The organism is Spongiactinospora gelatinilytica (assembly GCF_003236385.1).
GTDB lineage: Bacteria > Actinomycetota > Actinomycetes > Streptosporangiales > Streptosporangiaceae > Spongiactinospora > Spongiactinospora gelatinilytica.
This window is the reverse complement of the sequence record NZ_POUA01000153.1, coordinates 1-16,153: the sequence shown is the minus strand read 5'-3', so window position 1 is coordinate 16,153 and position 16,153 is coordinate 1. Positions and strand designations below refer to the sequence as shown.

Annotated in this window: 13 protein-coding genes and 5 pseudogenes; 10 read left to right on the top strand and 8 right to left on the bottom strand. The window is 67.1% G+C overall.

Features of this window, described 5'->3' with window-relative positions; translation table 11 throughout:
* The 3 genes and pseudogenes from C1I98_RS19810 to C1I98_RS19800 form a co-directional block, all read right to left on the bottom strand.
* Window positions 1-449: pseudogene (locus tag C1I98_RS19810) on the bottom strand (hypothetical protein); the annotation flags it as partial.
* A gap of 8 nt (window positions 450-457) precedes the next feature.
* Window positions 458-1,207, bottom strand: coding sequence for a hypothetical protein (locus tag C1I98_RS19805; protein ID WP_111168921.1), 750 nt, complete (start codon window positions 1,205-1,207; stop codon window positions 458-460).
* A complete protein-coding gene (locus tag C1I98_RS19800) occupies window positions 1,204-1,644 on the bottom strand; it encodes a hypothetical protein (protein ID WP_111168920.1) in 441 nt (146 codons plus the stop codon). The genes C1I98_RS19805 and C1I98_RS19800 overlap by 4 nt, the downstream gene beginning before the upstream one ends.
* Window positions 1,645-2,000: 356 nt before the next feature.
* Between C1I98_RS19800 and C1I98_RS19795 the strand changes: the two genes are divergently transcribed.
* From C1I98_RS19795 to C1I98_RS40590, 3 genes are all read left to right on the top strand, one after another.
* Entirely contained in the window at window positions 2,001-2,660 is a 660-nt protein-coding gene (locus C1I98_RS19795; RefSeq protein ID WP_158558110.1) for a GntR family transcriptional regulator, read from the top strand.
* An 814-nt stretch (window positions 2,661-3,474) separates the two neighbouring features.
* Complete coding sequence (locus C1I98_RS19790; protein ID WP_158558109.1) at window positions 3,475-5,208, top strand: TROVE domain-containing protein; 1,734 nt, start codon at window positions 3,475-3,477, stop codon at window positions 5,206-5,208.
* 173 nt (window positions 5,209-5,381) lie between these two features.
* Window positions 5,382-5,633, top strand: a complete 252-nt coding sequence (locus C1I98_RS40590; RefSeq protein ID WP_146607529.1) for a hypothetical protein — start codon at window positions 5,382-5,384, stop codon at window positions 5,631-5,633.
* 516 nt (window positions 5,634-6,149) lie between these two features.
* Here the strand turns inward: C1I98_RS40590 and C1I98_RS19785 are convergent.
* The gene (locus C1I98_RS19785) at window positions 6,150-6,668 is read right to left on the bottom strand and encodes a hypothetical protein (RefSeq protein ID WP_111168917.1); all 519 of its coding nucleotides are present in this window, start codon (window positions 6,666-6,668) and stop codon (window positions 6,150-6,152) included.
* Between the two features lie 451 nt (window positions 6,669-7,119).
* Here C1I98_RS19785 and C1I98_RS44060 point away from each other — a divergent pair.
* Window positions 7,120-8,331, top strand: a pseudogene (locus tag C1I98_RS44060) (NF041680 family putative transposase); the annotation flags it as partial.
* Window positions 8,332-8,385: 54 nt separating this feature from the next.
* The gene (locus tag C1I98_RS44055) at window positions 8,386-9,519 is read left to right on the top strand and encodes an IS701 family transposase (RefSeq protein WP_111168922.1); all 1,134 of its coding nucleotides are present in this window, start codon (window positions 8,386-8,388) and stop codon (window positions 9,517-9,519) included.
* Window positions 9,520-9,749: 230 nt separating this feature from the next.
* Here the strand turns inward: C1I98_RS44055 and C1I98_RS19770 are convergent, their stop codons facing one another.
* Window positions 9,750-10,796 carry a threonine aldolase family protein gene (locus tag C1I98_RS19770; protein ID WP_111168916.1) on the bottom strand — a complete coding sequence of 349 codons (1,047 nt, stop codon included), beginning with the start codon at window positions 10,794-10,796 and terminating at the stop codon, window positions 9,750-9,752.
* 600 nt (window positions 10,797-11,396) lie between these two features.
* On the opposite strand from C1I98_RS19770, the pseudogene C1I98_RS44045 reads away from it, so the two are divergent.
* A pseudogene (locus C1I98_RS44045) lies at window positions 11,397-11,661 on the top strand (transposase); the annotation flags it as partial.
* A 385-nt stretch (window positions 11,662-12,046) separates the two neighbouring features.
* Here the strand turns inward: C1I98_RS44045 and C1I98_RS45695 are convergent.
* Together C1I98_RS45695 and C1I98_RS19750 are read right to left on the bottom strand one after the other, a co-directional pair.
* Window positions 12,047-12,421, bottom strand: a complete 375-nt coding sequence (locus C1I98_RS45695; protein WP_158558107.1) for a transposase — start codon at window positions 12,419-12,421, stop codon at window positions 12,047-12,049.
* Between the two features lie 373 nt (window positions 12,422-12,794).
* Complete coding sequence (locus C1I98_RS19750) at window positions 12,795-13,283, bottom strand: GNAT family N-acetyltransferase (protein ID WP_199537059.1); 489 nt, start codon at window positions 13,281-13,283, stop codon at window positions 12,795-12,797.
* Window positions 13,284-14,324: 1,041 nt separating this feature from the next.
* Between C1I98_RS19750 and C1I98_RS19745 the strand changes: the two are divergent.
* The 4 genes and pseudogenes from C1I98_RS19745 to C1I98_RS43010 form a co-directional block, all read left to right on the top strand.
* Window positions 14,325-14,449, top strand: a pseudogene (locus tag C1I98_RS19745) (helix-turn-helix domain-containing protein); the annotation flags it as partial.
* A 188-nt stretch (window positions 14,450-14,637) separates the two neighbouring features.
* The gene (locus C1I98_RS43015; protein ID WP_199537058.1) at window positions 14,638-14,913 is read left to right on the top strand and encodes a transposase; all 276 of its coding nucleotides are present in this window, start codon (window positions 14,638-14,640) and stop codon (window positions 14,911-14,913) included.
* A 246-nt stretch (window positions 14,914-15,159) separates the two neighbouring features.
* Window positions 15,160-15,438 carry a hypothetical protein gene (locus tag C1I98_RS19735; RefSeq protein WP_233508010.1) on the top strand — a complete coding sequence of 93 codons (279 nt, stop codon included), beginning with the start codon at window positions 15,160-15,162 and terminating at the stop codon, window positions 15,436-15,438.
* A gap of 69 nt (window positions 15,439-15,507) precedes the next feature.
* Window positions 15,508-15,861, top strand: a complete 354-nt coding sequence (locus C1I98_RS43010; protein WP_199537057.1) for a transposase — start codon at window positions 15,508-15,510, stop codon at window positions 15,859-15,861.
* A gap of 43 nt (window positions 15,862-15,904) precedes the next feature.
* Here C1I98_RS43010 and C1I98_RS19725 read toward each other — a convergent pair.
* Window positions 15,905-16,153: pseudogene (locus C1I98_RS19725) on the bottom strand (hypothetical protein); the annotation flags it as partial.

Here is a 16,153-nt window from a genome sequence, read left to right as displayed (position 1 = left end):
ACGGGCGGCCGGGGCGGGGGTGGCCGCAACCGGCTCGTGACGTACCGGCGGGCGAAGACGGCCGCTGCGGCACCGGTGAGCCAGGCGGCGGCGAGCGGCCAGGACGGGCCGGTCAGTGCCAGCGTGAGGCACCAGGCACCCGCGATGGCGGCGCAACCGGTGCGGTATGCCTGACGCAGGAACGGGACCTCGCCGATACGGCCCGCAAGGTAAACGGCGGCGATGACCGCGACGGTCGCCGCGACGGAGATCGGCCACGGCCAGGCCCGAATTTGGGTGAGCCATGCGGCGGCGGCGATGAGCGCGGCGGCATAGGCCGGTGCGAGCACCCGGCGGTGCCGCCAGGCGCGGACCACCAGCCAGAGCCCGCCGCGCGCCGGGACGGACAGCACCGGCGGGCACTTCCACAGCGGCCCCTCCTCACGAGAGGGGGCGCCCGTGGCGTTCATCGATCCTCCTAGTCGTCGTTGAGGCGGGGGTGGGCGGCGTCCTCGATCGCGCCCCGGTAGCGGTTGATCGCGGTCTGGGCGGCCTGGGTGCCCTGAAGGGAGGCACCGTAGGCGGCGGCCTGCATGGCGGTGAAGGCATCGAGCACCATCGGGTCGTGCCGGGCGTCGATCATGCGGTTGTGCACGGCCTGCATGCTGGTGGCCACGTGGGAAAGCAGCGTGGCGTAGGCGAGCAGGTGGGCGACGGGGTTGCGGATGTCGCGCCCGTGGCGGATGAGGGACAGCGACGCGAGGCTGTCGGCGATGGCGGTCACCAGGGCGAACATCGCACCGGCGGCCGGGGCGCCGTACGACGCCCCGGACCCGGCCGGGGCCGCCGGCAGCGCCGGGGCGGTCTGCGCGTCCGTCATCGGGGGAAGCGTCGATGGCGGGCGCGTGGTCTGGTTCCCGGGCGGCGGGACGGCCCCCGTCTTTTCGCGGGCGGGCTCCGGCGGCTGAGGCCCGGCCGGAGCGGGTGGCCGTGCGGGATCGGGCGGGGTAAGGGCGGCGGCCCCCTGCGCGCCGTCACGGGCCGCCGCCCTCGCTGCGGAGCGCATCGTCGCCGCAAGGTGGGTGACGGCCGCCCGGCTCTGCTTCCAGCTCCGGGCGACGATCGCGGGCACGGACGTCTCATCTCGCCGGGCATGCCGGTAGGCCAGGAAGCTCGGCGTGGCGATGGAGAGCGCCACCAGCAGCACCAGCAGCGCCCCGGCGCTCATCGGTGCGTCACCGCCATCTGGATGTTGCGGACGGTCTGCACGTAGTCGCGGTGCGGGGTCTCGGCCTCACCGTTGATCGCGCCGAGCATGGCCAGGAACACCACGGGTGTCGCGACGGCGGCCATGTAACTGAAGTTGTCGGGGCGGGCGCTCTTTCGCACCTCGTAGATCACGGCGATGACGAGCCAGCCGAAGGAGACGGCCAGCACCAGGCCGACGAGCGCGCCGATCAGGTCGCCGCTGGCCATCCATGCACCCAGGGCGGCGGCGTACGCACCGAGCGGTGTGGCGGTGAGAAAGATCGCCCCTGCGAGGAATGCGAGCACGACGATGGTGGACAGCAGGCCCGCGCCGAGGCTCCTGCCGTGCGGGCGGATTCCGGCGAGGGCGAGGGCTCCGCCGAGCAGCAGGCCGCTGATCCAGTAAAGCCAGCTCACCCGACCTCCCGGCTGACGCATGCGTTTGTGCTTACCTCACATGCAGGTGCCATGATGGTCATATGGGCGCATATGTGATAATGGGCGTGTCCTCGGCGGCCTTCGGCCGTGGTGAGGCGGTCCCATTCGGGTGGGATCTGGGCGGCTCGCGGCAGTGCCGGGGCCGCCCTTTGCTGTGTGCGACGCCTGTCGAGCTGGTTCACAGTTATCTAGAAAACTGACTGATCCTTGGGCAGGATGCATCGCCCCGGTGCGCCGTGTCAACCCGGTTGACCGGCACACCGCCGAGACACTGATCACGAACAGCGATAGCCTCAGCTCACAGCACCATGACCCATAACCGAGCTGGAGAGCATGTGGCCGCCGCCGTCCGCTATCGGCTGATCGCCGACGAACTCCGCCAGGCGATCGAGCGGGAGGACTTCCGGCCGGGCGACCTGCTGCCGACCGGTGAGGAACTGATGCGGCGGTTCGGTGCGTCCAGGGGCACGCTGGCCTCGGCCGTACGCGAGCTGCGCGAGGAGGGGCTGATCAGCCGCTCGGCGCAGCGGGGCCGGCTGGTGGTGATGGACCGGCGCAAGGTCATCGTGGACATGGGGTTCGGCGCACCCTCCTGGGAGGAGGCATGCCGCCGCGCGGGGCTGCGCGGCACGCTCGCAGTGCTTGCGCCGGAGCATCTCGCCGCGACCACCGCCGTGGCCGAGGCGCTGGGGCTGCGCCCTGGGGAGCCGGTGCTGCTGCACCGCAGCCGCGCGCTGCTGGGCGATACGCCGATGATGCTGGACGAGGTGTATCGCTGCGTTGAGGACGAGACCGTGGGGCCGGGCTCCCCCACGGTGGCGTGGACGGCCACCGCGCGCACGGCAGGGGCACAAGAGGCGGCGGCGCTGAGGGTGCAGCGGGGCGGGCCCATCCTGGAGGTGAGACGCGTCGTCCGGGATCACGAGGGGCGGCCCGGCGAGCTGCTCATGCGAGTGGCCAACGGCCACAGGGTCATGGTCGCCCACGGTCTTTGATCACCGACCGGATCGGGTATCTGCGCTTCGACGTGCGCATTCGCTAGGTGCCCTTATGAAGTAAGCGAAAAGACTTGCTTTGCGCGCATCGAGTCAAGTAGCGTTCAAATCGTTCAAAACGCTTCACCCCTCACCACCCGGCTCGCCCGGCTCGGTGCGGGCGCGGGTCGAATGACGCCGGTTATCTCATACAGGGAATGACACCCGGCGTCACCCCCACATCCGCGCCCGCTCCGGGCCTGGCGAACCGGCGGCGGGGGGATGCGGTGGGGACACGGGTCGAAAGTTCGCCGGTTATCGCCTTGTAAGCGAGTGGTGCTGGTTCGAGTCCAGTCCGGGACCTCGGTCCCGGTAGCTCAATCGGTAGAGCGCTTAAACGCCGGTGGACATCTCCCATATCCGCGTTCCCTCCCCATCCCCCCGCACAGGCTGGCCGGTCCGCGTGGCGCGATCGAGTCGCGTCCGCGCAACGGACCGGCGAGCCACCCGCTTGCCAGCTCTCCCGGTGGCGCGGTTTCGACCACGCGGCTCGCTTCGGGGACGACGCCGAGGCCGACCATTCGCCAGGTCGGCTCCCGTCCTGACCGTGCCACCGGCAGGGCTGGCAAGCGCCCCTCCGGGAGGGCGGATGCCGGTCGGCGTCTCGGCAAGGGCCGCGCCGTGGGGTTCACCATGGGGCCACGGCCGCGCCGCGCGGAGAACGAACGCGAGAGCGCCGGTCCTGGCATCGGCCGGGCCACCCCCATCCGCCCTCCCCCTTTTCCTCTTCCGCCGCGATCACCATGCGGCGGGCCGAATTCCCCTTGGAGGGTCCATGAACGCACGCCGTGATCCGCTGGCCCGCATCGGCAGTGTCGCCACCCCGCAGAACCGGCCGCTTCCCGGCCGTGCCGACCAGGTGCAGAACGCCGCCGGGGGCTACGTCTGGAAGAAGGACATCTGGCGCAAGCTGACCGACTTCCTGATCCTGGGCACGGTCGGCGGCACCTACTACGTCGGCGAGGACGACCTGACCGCCGCCAACGCCGACGTGGTGTTCGAGGCGATCAGGCTCGACGGCTCCCGCGTCGTCGCGCTGATCACTGAGGTCAGCACCGCCCGCCCGGCCCGCGCGCCCAAGCCGTACCCGGCCTTGTTCGCTCTCGCAGCCTGTCACGCGCTCGGTGACGAGGCGACCAAGTACGCGGCCCGCCGGGCACTGTCACGGGTGGCGCGCACCACTAACCACCTGTCCGCGTGGTGGGGCTACCGCAAGAGCCTGCACGGCAAGGCGACGGCGAGCGGCACGGCACCGGTCGGCGGCGCGTCGTTGCGCCGGGCGCTGGCCTCCTGGTTCCTGGCGGACACGCCGGACCGCATTGCGTTCAAGGCGGCCAAGGCGATGCAGCGCAAGACGCCCCAGGGCGAGGGCTTCGCGTTGCGTGACGCGCTGCGGATCGCGCACATCTCCCCCGCGCTCGGCGCGGGCGTGCGCGAGCGCCTGGACGACGTGGCCCGGCGCACGATGCTCGGCTGGATCGCCGGGACGGTCGCCGACGACGTCGCCCGTGAGGTGTTGCCGAGCGTGGACGCCTACCTCACCGCCAAGGCCGTCACCACCGCCGAGCAGGCCGTGGCAGTGGTCATCGAGCGGGGCGTGCCGTGGGAGTTCCTGCCGGACGCCATGCTGCGCGAGCCGAAGGTCTGGGACGCGCTGATCGACACGGTCGGCATGACCGCGCTGATCCGCAACCTGGCGCGCATGACGCGCATCGGCACCCTGGCCCCCATGAAGGGGGCGACCGGGCGCGTCGTGGCGCGGCTGACCGACCGCGACGCCGTGGTGGCCGCCCGCATCCACCCCATGGACGCGTGGCTGGCGCTGCGCGTGTACGGTTCGGGCCGCTCCCAGCCGAGCCTCCAGGCGGCCGAGCAGACCTGGCGGCCGGTCCCGGCCGTGCAGGACGCGCTGGAGGAGACGTTCGACGCCGCCTTCGGCGCGGTCGAACCGACCGGCAGGCGGCTGCTGATCGCGGTGGACTCCTCCGGCTCGATGAGCTGGGGCAGCGTCATGTCCGACGCGAAGAAGGGCGCGGGCGGGCGGCGGCAGGCGTGCGGGTCACCACTGGGCACCCCGTACGAGGTCGGCTGCGCGATGGCGGTCATCCTGGCCCGTATCGAGCGTGGCAACGTCCACGTGATCGACGTGGACACCCGTGTGCACGAGTCGAAGATCACGGCCAGGACGAACCTGCGGGAGATCGGCCAGTGGTCGCCGTCCGGCGGTGGCACCGACCTGAGTCTGCCTTTCGTCTGGGCCACAGAGCAGCGGATGGAGGTGGACGGCATCGTGGTGTTCACCGACAACGAGACCTGGGCGGGCCGCCAGCACGCGAGCCAGGCCATGGAGGGCTATCGGCGCACGGTCGCGCCCGGCGCACGGGTGATCGTGGCGTCCATGACGGCGGCGGGTTACACCATCGGCGACCCGGCCGACCCAGGCGTGCTCAACATCGCGGGCATCGACGCCAGCCTGCCGATGCTGGTCAACGGTTTCATCCGCAGATAGGCCGCACTCTGCCCCTTCGGCACAGCAAAAGGCCCGGCCACCCGGCACGGGGGTGGCCGGGCGTCGTGGCCGTGGCGAACACTATGGATAAAGAGATTAGAGTCGCGCCTTATCGGCTTGTAAGCGCGGAGGAACGCTGACGTCGAGTCCAGCGGTGCGCCATGATTCATATAATGGCAAAACGGCATAAGGGACAGCGTCAGAAATGGTCGATCGGGTTGATTCTGGGTGCGGCCGCGCTGGGCCTACTCGTCCACGCCGTAATGGAAGGGGCGGGCGCCCCTGATCAATTAGCCAGCGTGATCGGTGCCATGGCTGTACTCGCCGGCTTAGGGATCGGGCTGGTGAGCATGATCCGCGAGCCTGTATTAACGACGTCCCTGAGCGCTCTGGCCGTTGCAGTTATCCGACTATTCGCTCCCTGACAATGGTCGGCGAGGCTGATGCCGATCGAGGATGTTTCCCGCAGCGTCTAGCGCATACGCGTCGATAAAATCTATGTCAGGAGGCAAGATTGCGACAAAAAGCTTCTCAGAAAGGCCGGGAAGCGATGCAACAGGTTCAAGAACGCGGCGCCGATCCGAGGCCACGACCACCACGCTGGACACGAACGGTTTGGTACGGCAAAGAATCGACAAAGGCGTGCCTTCTGCTCCGCCATGATACACCGCCATAACGACATCCTCCGGCATGTGACCACTGCCCATGCCTCCGCTCTTGCTGCGGCCGTCAGGGAAGACCGTTGTGAGGGCAACGGACGGGCCTGCTGTATCGCCGAATATTTCCAGGCGCCATACTGCCCCTTCGGGCGTTCCGCCCTCTGCTATGCTACGCCGAGCCCCAGGTGCAGGTATATCCACGCGACCTCCTTCAGCACGCCTTGCTGCGGCGGCCGTCGTCTGACATGGCCGCCACAGCAAGCCTACAGGGAAATCTTCAGCTTAGTTGCTGATCGTCTCGCAGGGCTTGTTCGCAGGAGAGGGGAATCCGGACCATTCGTTACAGGCCCAGCTAGGCGACGGGAAGTACCTTCTGGCCTTCCAGACTGCGAAGAAGACGCCAGCTCCCTCCCCGCACTCGGTGCCGCCCTCCTTCACGACATTGTCGTTGATGAGATAGTAGGGCTTCGAGCATCGGGCGTAGCTCGTAGTAGCAGTGGTCTCCCACGTCGCGACGTAGTTGGAGTTATTGGGTTCCGAGTCGAGGCGAATGCAAACGTTGCCGCTACAGCCGTACGCATCGAATGGTGTGGCGAACTCGCCGGGGATGAACACGACCCCGAGCTCCTCGGTAGCCGTGACTGTGTACGTGGTTCGCCCGTCGACCTGCTTGACAGTTGCGTAGGCGCCCTTTCCCTGGATGGGATCGGAGATGGACGCCTGGGCCGGAGTTGCCAGGATGCCGATCGTACCCACGATGGCCATGATCGCAACCCAGGCAGCTAAGAAGCGCTTGAGCATAGCTATATCCCTCATCTCTTGGCTACGTTTTCCGAACCCGCCTTAGCGGCAAGTTAATTTCTTGACCGACTTGACAATGTCGGCGGAATGAGCTCTCTCGGAAATCACTCCCATCTATTCGACCTGTGGTGCGAACGGCAGCGTAAATAGTTGCGGCAGGGCGAGTCAACCATCTAGGCAACAAGGAATCAGCGCGACGGAATGCGTCCTTTCAGACACAATGCGCACACAATAAGTGCCTGGGCTGCACCTTTGAGGCTTTCAATAGTGAAGGCTCTATGGCCTGACCTGGGCGTGAGCTGGCAGCCGGTCGTTGTGGTGGTACATCCAGAACATGAGGTGTCCTAATAGCGGCAGCCTGACCGCTGAGCTTGTTCTTTATCCTCCGGATTGTTGTGCTGCGCGGTGAGTTGATCGTTTCGCGGACAGCAAGACGGCCTTGAGTGATCATGTGCGGTGTCGAGTCGCTGCCGATCACTACAAGGCCGTGAGGGTGAGTCTGCTGAACGATGCCGCCTGTGTCGAGTCCTTCAGGGTGTTGTCCCGGTTCCGAAACGATGTCTACGCCTGCCTGACCAGGCGGGCCGATGCGTTGTTCGAGCTGACCGACGCGCTGTTGTGTGAGCCGGGGCCGGTGCGCTCACCAGTGGACCTGTCCTTGTCGGCGGAGTATCGGCGGGGGCACGGCGCCTTGTACGGCGGGCTCAGCCACGGCCGGATCGACGTGGAACAGCTGCGTGAGGTACTGGCCAGGTTGCCGTTACCGCGCTGGCCGGATGGGCGGATCGTGCTGGCGGTGGATGTGTCGCCGTGGCTGCGCTCGGATGCCGCCTGCTCGGCCGAGCGGCTGTTCTGTCACGTGTACGGCCGGGCCAAGAGCACGTCGCAGTTCATCCCGGGCCGGCCGTACTCGTTCGTTGCGGCGCTGGAGATGGGCCGCACGTCATGGACGGCGCCGCTGGACGTGGTGCGGCTGGGACCGGCCGATGACGCCACCGCCGTCACCGCCGCCCAGCTGCGCGGGGTCATCGAACGATTGATCGCCGCTGGGCAATGGCGCAGCGGCGACCCGGACGTGCTCATCGTGACCGACGCCGGCTACGACATCACCCGCCTGGCCCACGTCCTGCGTGATCTCCCGGTCGAACTCCTCGGGCGCATCCGATCCGACCGGGTGCTGCGCCTGCCCGCGCCACCTCGACGCTACGATCCGACAGGTGGCCGTCCCCCCAAGCACGGCGGCGAGTTCGCCTTGGCCGACCCCGCCACCTGGCCCGAGCCCGCGGTTACGACCATGACCGAGACCACCCACTACGGCAAAGCCGAGACCAGTGCCTGGGACCGGCTTCACCCCCGGCTCACCCACCGCGCAGCCTGGCTCGATCACGAAGGCGAGTTGCCCATCATCGAGGGCACCCTGATCCGGTTGAAGGTGGAGCACTTGCCTGGCGATAGAGACGCCCCGCCGGTCTGGCTCTGGTCCTCCCAGACCGGCGCCACCGGCACGGACGTGGACCGCTGCTGGCAGGCGTTCCTGCGCAGATTCGACCTGGAGCACACCTACCGTTTCTGGAAACAGACCCTGGGCTGGACCCGGCCCAAGCTCCGCGCCGCCCAGGCCGCCGACCGCTGGACCTGGCTCCTGCTCATCGCTCATACCCAGCTGCGCCTAGTACTGCAACGGCACTTGCCCGATCTGTCGGGGATCATGGTCGGTATGGTGATGGACCTTGTCGCGGCAGAGCTTGACAGACTGTGTGAGCGGATCGGAGGCCGGTTCACCCGCTCTGAACCCCGGGCTCGGGCGCGGGAGTATGTGTCGGGGCTGGTCGCGGGGCTGGAGCGGAAGAACGGGTGGACGCTGGCCGGGCGGGCCGGCGAGGTCGCCCCGGATGGGATGCAGAGGTTGCTGCGCAGGGCGGACTGGGACATCGACGGAGTCCGCGACGATGTGCGCGATTACGTGGTCGAGCACCTGGGCGACCGGCAGGGGGTGCTGATCGGGGATGAGACCGGCTTCCTGAAGAAGGGCGTGCGCTCGGCCGGGGTGCAGCGCCAGTACTCCGGGACGGCGGGGCGGATCGAGAACAGCCAGATCGGGGTGTTCCTGGCCTACGCCTCGGCGCATGGGCACGCGTTGATCGATCGGGAGTTGTACGTGCCCGAATCCTGGACCTCGGACCGGGAGCGGTGCCGGGCGGCCGGGATTCCGGACGAGATCGGGTTCGCGACCAAGCCACGCCTGCTGATGGCCATGCTGGGACGGGCGATGGACGCGGGTGTGCCGTTCTCGTGGGTGACCGCGGATGAGGCCTATGGGCAGGCGCCGTACTTGCGGTCCTGGCTGGAGGACCGGGACGCCTGGTACGTACTGGCCACCCGGTGCAACGACCCCATGGAGAGCACCGGGGGCGGCCAGGCGCGAGGTGATGAGCTGATCGCGGCCCTGCCGGGGCGGTCGTGGCAGCGGCTGTCGGTCGGCGCGGGCGCGCATGGACCCCGCGAGTACGACTGGGCGCGTATCGCGATCGGCACCCGGTGGCGCAAAGGCCGGGGACACTGGCTGGTGGCCCGGCGCTCGATCAGTGACCCCATGGAGATCGCCTACTACCTGTGTTTCGGGCCGCGCCGCGCCACCCTGCTGGACCTGGCCTGGATCGCCGGGTCCCGGTGGCGGGTGGAGGAGTGCTTCCAGCAGGCCAAGAACGAGGCCGGGCTGGATCACTACCAGGTTCGCACCTGGCGGGCCTGGTATGCCCACATCACCTTGTCCATGCTGGCGCTGGCCTGGCTCGCCACCACGAAGGCCCTGGCGGTAAAGGGGGAGCTGGTACCGGCGACCCGGGCATGATCGCCTACACATTACCCGAGATCCGCCGCATTCTGATCAACCTCATCCAGCGTTACCTCCCCGACCCCGAACACGTCTGGTCCTGGTCACGCTGGCGCAGACGCCGCCAGCATCAGGCCAGACTCAGTCACTACAAACGACGCGGATACCCACTCACCTAAGTGCCGTTGCAGTATTAGGACTTACTCGTCTAGGTGTTCGTTGTTTCACGTGGAACATTGGGCTCGATGTCAGACGCTCATGGCCTTGCGGATGGCCGCTAGGAAGTCATCCACGTGGTCGGGGGTTGTGTCAAAGGCGGTCATCCACCGAACGACGCTCTCGGAGGCGTCCCAGACGTGGAAGGCGAACTGTTCCTGTAGCGATGTGATCGCGTGCTCTGGCAGTGTTGCGAAGACCGCATTGGACTGCACCGGGTAGCGGATGCTGATCCCTGGGACATCGGCGACTCCGTCGGCCAGGCGGCGGGACATCGCGTTCGCGTGGGCGGCATTCGTTTGCCACAGGTTGTCGGAGAGCAACGTGGAAAGCTGTACCGAGATGAATCGGGTCTTCGACGCCAACTGTAGAGACTGCCGCCAGAGGAAGGGTATCCCGGTGGCGAGCGACGGTCGCAGTACCACCACCGCTTCGGCCGCCAGGGCGCCGTTCTTGGTTCCCCCGAGGCTCACCATGTCCACGCCGACGTCCGTGGTGATCGCTTGGAGCGAGCAACCGAGATAGGCGGCGGCGTTGGCCAGCCTGGCACCGTCCATATGAAGCAGGAGGCTGTTGCCGTGCGCCACCTCCGCGAGTGCGGCGATCTCGTCGGGGCTGTAGCAGGTGCCGAGCTCGCTGACTTCTGAGATCGACACCACCCGAGGCTGTGGCTCATGTGCCATCCCGACGGCACCGAGGCGGGCCTCGATGTCGCTGGCAACGAGCTTGCCGTCTTCGGTGGGAACGGTGAGCAGCTTGACTCCCAGTAGGCGTTCACTCGCCCCGGTCTCATGGGTGACGATGTGCGCGGTGTCGGGGCAGATGATGGCGTCATAGCGTCCCACCATCTCGGCCAGGCCCACCATGTTCGCCCCGGCCCCGTTGAGGACGGGAAACCCGACCGCATCGCCTCCGAACGCATCCTTGACCCGTTCCTCGAAGTCGTGGGTCCACCGGTCGACCCCATAGGCAGGGGCATCGCCAACATTCGCCTCGGAGATCGCCGCTAGTACATCGGGGTGAACGCCAGCGTGGTTGTCGCTGGCGAAGCTCTTGGGATAAACAGATCCGATCGCCACGTCGCTAGGCTACGGCGACGAGATCACATCGCAGCACGCGGGGCGGATCTAGCCAGGAGACGAGGTGCGATCCCTAGGCGTGCCTCTTGAGCCGAAAGCCCGCCTAACGTTTGCCGCTGCTGCTTCCGGGGGCGTAGCGGGCTGCGCCTGAGCTGTTGGAGCGATGGGCTAAGGGCCTCGCGATCCTGTCTGGAGGCGAAGCTGGTTCTGGTGTGTGGTGTGGTTGGTGAGGACGACCTGCCGGGTTCCGGGTAGGTGACCGGTAGGGGTGTTTCCTGGATTAGGGGTCCGGTCCGGTCGGGCGCGTAACCAGATCATGATGTCGGCGACATGGATCGCGGTTCGGTAGCGGGTGTGCAGAGCACGGTACTGCTTGCGCCGGTTCATCTGGCGTTCGACCTGGTTGCGGCATCGGTAGCGGGCGCGGTCGAAGGTGGGCGGCCTGCCACCGCATCGGCCTTTGGCTCGCCCCAGCCGGTGGGTTGCGTCCACGGAAGTGGTGGACGAGTTTGACCTGGTCACAAGCGTGGCGGCGAGGCATGAAGGCGGCCATCGCGTGATCCTCCGAAAGGACAAGATCAAGATCGAAGGAGACCGGCGATGGCCGCAGACAGCAGTGTGCCCAGCCCGCAGTGGCTCGCGCAGCAACTCCAGGCCAGTGACCCCGACCATGATGAAGACCATGGCCGAGGTGTTGATGTCGGCCGACGCCGACAACCTGTGCGGAGCCCCCTACGGCGAACGCAGCACCGAGCGGGTCAACTCCCGCAACGGCTACTGGATGCGGGAGTGGGACACCCGTGCCGGCACCATCGAGTTGGCGGTGCCCAAGCTGCGGGCGGGGTCCTACTATCCGGACTGGCTAGATGTGGCGGCGGTGCAGCAGCGCCCGGTTGGCGGCCGGAACCGTAGGCCTTGTCGCCGGTCAGGCTGCCCGGCGAGGTACGCAGCGGGCGATGCCACAGGGCTGGGGGATGTGGATGCAGCCGAGCAGGACTGGAAGCAGCTGCCGGGGCCGGTGTCCTGGCCCCGGGCACGACCGGTGGCCAGGTTGCGGCCCCGGCCGTCGGTGATGGCATAGATCTTCGTGGTCAGCCCACCTCGCGCGTACGCGAGTGCTTGCGCCCGGGCCACCTGCGCCGGCGGCACACTGTTGTCTGCGGCCATCGCCTGGTCTCCTTCGATCTTGGACTGTGCATTCGAAGGATCACGCGGTGGCCGTCTTCGTGTCTTGCCGCCACGCTTGTGACCTAGTCAAACTCGTACACCACTTCCGTGGACGCAACCCTGCCTCTTTCGTGCGACCGCCGCGTGCTGGTGGGCCCGCAGCACGGTGGAGTCGATCTAGGCGTCGTAGTCCAGGGTGCGGGCCGTATCGGTGCGGATCTGCAGGTGTTGCTCGCTCCGGGCCCAGGTGCCGTCGATGTCCCAGCGGCGAACCGCTCGTACAGGGTCAGCCAGGGGCCGTAGTGCTCGGGCGCATCCCACCAGGGGGCGCCGGTCCGTACCCGCCAGACGATCCCGTTCAGGGTCTGCCGATGATCGCGTCGGCGGCAGCAAGGCTGAGGAGACATCGTCGCGACCACGTCCCATTCGTCATCGGTCAGCTCGAAGCGCCTGCCCATGTCTTGTGGAAAGGCCGGACCGAAGGTCAGATCAACCCTCGATCCGAGAAGCACGCTTTGGCGCCCGTGCTTCAGGCCCCTCCACGGGGGGAGGGCCTTGGGGCCATCACCGCGCGACAACGAAGATGGCGATCTCTGCATGGGAGATCCGGCACTCGTTCAGAATGGTGTCGCTGTGGTGAGTGCCAAGCTCCAACCTGTGGTGGTCCTGTCGACCGACATGCGTAAGGTCATTTACGAAGACACCCTCGATGTCGCCCCGATCCGCATCCGGCTCTGCGGCTACTGTCAGGTGATCCCGAGACCGCTTCCCGCAACACGTGTCTGGATCAGCGAAAGCCGGAAGTTGGACCGGCCCCAGGTGCGAGGTGACTCAAAGCTGCTGGTACATGATGTGCAGTCCGACGTAGCCGTGGATCGGATGGTGGAAGCCTTCAGGGAGGGTGGCCATCACCTCGAAGCCGAGTGACCTCCATAGTGCGACCGCTCTGGTGTTGGTCTCCACGACGGCGTTGAACTGCATCGCTCGAAAGCCGTCCCTACGCGCCTGCTCCAGGACATGCTCGCCGAGGGCCCGGCCGACTCCCTGGCCCGAGTGGGTCGGATCGACCATGAAACTCGCGCTGGAGATATGCGCAGCGCCGCCACGGTGGTTACGGACGCTGTTAGCGGTGCCCAGGACGGTTCCGTCCGCGTCTACGGCGATGAAGGTGCGGCCCGGTGGCTTCGGGAACCACATCTGTCTGGCCAGGGGTTCGGGGATGTCCCGATCCCATGAGAACGTCTCACCGGCCCGCACGATGCCCTCCATGAACGCCCACATCCTGGGCCAGTCGTGCGGGGTCGCCTCTCTGATCAGCATGGTCGCCAGCATGGGTCAACCGGGTAGGGGCCGCAACTGAGTTTCGAGCCGTCGAGGTGGCCTGGCGTGCCCTGGGCCACCTGCTGTCCCGCGATTTGATCACCTGGTCTACAGGGCAGGCCCTACTGTGGGGGCTGGCTCGCGGGTTGTGGAGCGCCAGGTCGATGATGCCAGCGCGGGTGTCCCGCTCGGGTGTGGTGGCCGTTGCGTTGGTTGGTCTGCTCAGTGTTGCGTTCGCCGTAAGGGGCCGCCGCGCAGGCTGCCGGTCGCGGTCGACATCAGCGGCTCGGTCATCGCCTCACGCATGCGGCGCAAAAATGTCAGGGGCGTCAGCCTGCAGTTGCTGCGCGAGCGGCTCGCCGCCGGGCGCGCTGCTGCCTGCGGCCATCGCCTGGTCTCCTTCGATCTTGAACTGCGCATTCGAGCGATCACACGATGGCCGTTCTCGAGCACCGGAGCCGCGCTTGTGACGTGGCCAAACCCGTACCTCCCTTCGGTGGACGTAACCTGTGGGCCGGCCGAGTCCCCGGCTCTGCTCGGGGTATTTCGTCCATCTTGCAACCGTAGCCAGTGATGCTCACTGCGGCCCGTAGGCCCGGCGTGCGATAGGTACTCCTGCCTCACGCCACGATGTTTCACGTGAAACATCGTGAGGGTTGTCCTCGGGGCCGGTGGGCTGCGCAGGATCCGGGGCGTGTGGTTGATGCTTAGCAGGGCCACTATCTGGCTCTTCTGGGACTGAGATCGACCCTCGTTCGTCTTGAGTGTGTGTCCAAGGTCCAGAGGAGCAGACCGTAAGCCTGGATCGGGTGGCCGGTAGGGCGCTTGTGCCACAGGGCGGTGGGCAGCGCGAGAAATGCGCTGAGGGGTGCAGGGGGACACGTCGGCAATGATGTAGCCGCCGTGCAGTTCATTGAGGATCTCCCCGGCATGGGGCAGGGCTCTTGGTGGCGGTACGAGGGCCGCAGTGGGGTCCTGCCGCCGCTTCCTGAAAACTGACCCCCATAGGCCGTTGGAAGTTCCCTTCTCGATTCTAGGAGGGTGCTGAGAGTGGAGGATTGGGCGGAAATACGCCGTTTGCTCGCCGGGCTGAAGGGATGCCGATCAAGGCCATCGTCCGGCGGCTGGGGATCTCCCGGAACTCGGTGCGGCGAGCGCTGGCATCGGGACCGGACCGCGTGGATCTGCTTCGAACACGAGGCAGACCACTTGCCCAGGCCACCCAAGGCCCGCCCGTACCTGGTCCCGCAGGGGATCCACCCGGTCATCACCGTCACCGGCAAAGGCTCTGGGCGCGTCTCGATTGCCGCCCTGTTATGACTCAACCCCGGATACCGCATCTACTGGTTATCGCATGCGGCGGTATCGAGGCCGAGGCGGGGAGAAGGGCTTTCGCGAGGCCGACTACGCTCGCCTGCTCGATGCCGCCCATCGGCAACTAGGCAGGCCGATCGTGCTCATCTGGGACAATCTGACCACCCACTGGGACGCGTTGATGCGCCGCCTGATCGACTCCCGCCTCTGGCTGACCGTGTTCTACCTGCCCACTTATGCGCCCGAGCTCACCCGGCCGAGGGCGTGTGGTCCCACCTCAAACGCGGCCTGGGCAACCTCACCCCGGCTCCCTTGATCAGCTCGCCGCGCAGTCCGCATCCGGCTCAAGCGGATGCAGTACCGATCCAGCCTGTTGGACGCCTTCTTCGCTCACACAGGCTTGGTCGTCGCCAAAGCCCGCAATGAACCCTGGCCTTTCAACTCTGTGGTGCTCTGATCGCGTACGTTCGCCGGCTTTGGAACCGGCGCCTCGTTCAGGCCTGAGCATCTTCGGCTTGTGGAAAAACGCGAGCAGTACGTGAGGTACCGGCAGGATCGGACTGTGCTGGCGGTGGTCGGGGCTCATCTCGATCCTCAGATCAGCCGGATTGCCGTGCGGCTGCCGCGGTCCATGGCTGAGTTGGCGGTTGCTGCCTGGGAGCGGGAGGAACTGGCCGAGGTCGGTGAAGAGAGTCGCGAAGAGTGCGAGCTGCGTGGTCATGCTGCTGAGCTGGCCTTGATCGGCCTGGCGATCTCCTCGCGTGGCGTGTGGGAGACAGAGGAGGTCGTCGTCGACCTGGATGTCGTCCAGATCGCGTCGGCGTTGCGAGCCGTGCGGTAGGTCAGGCCGCAGGAGGTCGTCTATCCCTCGGGTGCCCTTCCCGCTGCGGGCGTGCCCACACCTACGGCGTTGAGCCGTGAGGGCAGGTGCGCGGGGCTCGGGCATACACGGCGTGGCTGGGCGATTGGAGTTGGCGAACTGTCGTATCCCCGCGCCGATGGGCGCAAGAGCTTTGCCTGGACCGATTGCCGCGACCTGATTGCAGCGGCGCATCAGCAGTTCGTTGGGCCGATCGTGCTGGTGTGGGACGACGTGAACACCCGTCTGGCCGCCGGGATGCGCCGTTACATTGCCGAGCGGGACCGGCTGACGGTCTACCGGCTTCCTTCGTATGCGCCCGATCTCAACCCGGCCGGGGGATCTGGTGCGCAGATGATTGCTATCGCTGAAGGGGTCGGCTCCACTATGTTGAAGCCGCTGTAGGGAAGCTTTGAGGGCTTGCTTGGCTAGTGGCTGCCTCGATGTTTCACGTGGAACCTCGAGGGCGGGAGGCAGCGGATTCGAGGAGGGTGCGGCAGAGGGTTCCGAGGTCTTGGCCGGAGGCTTCGACGGACATGGGGAAGAGGGACGTCTCGGTCATGCCGGGGGCCACGTTGACTTCGAGGAAGTGGGGGTGGCCGTCGGAGTCCACGATGAGGTCGGTGCGGGAGAGGTCGCGGAGGCGTAGGGCGGTGTGGGCGGTGACGGCCATCCCCACTTCCTCGAAGTCAACGTG

Coding starts and splice junctions, on each gene's coding strand:
- C1I98_RS19805 (WP_111168921.1), bottom strand. CDS start 1,207: ATGAGCGCCGGGGCGCTGCTGGTGCTGCTGGTGGCGCTCTCCATCGCC.
- C1I98_RS19790 (WP_158558109.1), top strand. CDS start 3,475: ATGAACGCACGCCGTGATCCGCTGGCCCGCATCGGCAGTGTCGCCACC.
- C1I98_RS40590 (WP_146607529.1), top strand. CDS start 5,382: ATGGCAAAACGGCATAAGGGACAGCGTCAGAAATGGTCGATCGGGTTG.
- C1I98_RS19785 (WP_111168917.1), bottom strand. CDS start 6,668: ATGCTCAAGCGCTTCTTAGCTGCCTGGGTTGCGATCATGGCCATCGTG.
- C1I98_RS44055 (WP_111168922.1), top strand. CDS start 8,386: ATGGTGATGGACCTTGTCGCGGCAGAGCTTGACAGACTGTGTGAGCGG.
- C1I98_RS45695 (WP_158558107.1), bottom strand. CDS start 12,421: ATGGGCAGGCGCTTCGAGCTGACCGATGACGAATGGGACGTGGTCGCG.
- C1I98_RS19750 (WP_199537059.1), bottom strand. CDS start 13,283: ATGCTGATCAGAGAGGCGACCCCGCACGACTGGCCCAGGATGTGGGCG.
- C1I98_RS43015 (WP_199537058.1), top strand. CDS start 14,638: ATGCGGCGGTATCGAGGCCGAGGCGGGGAGAAGGGCTTTCGCGAGGCC.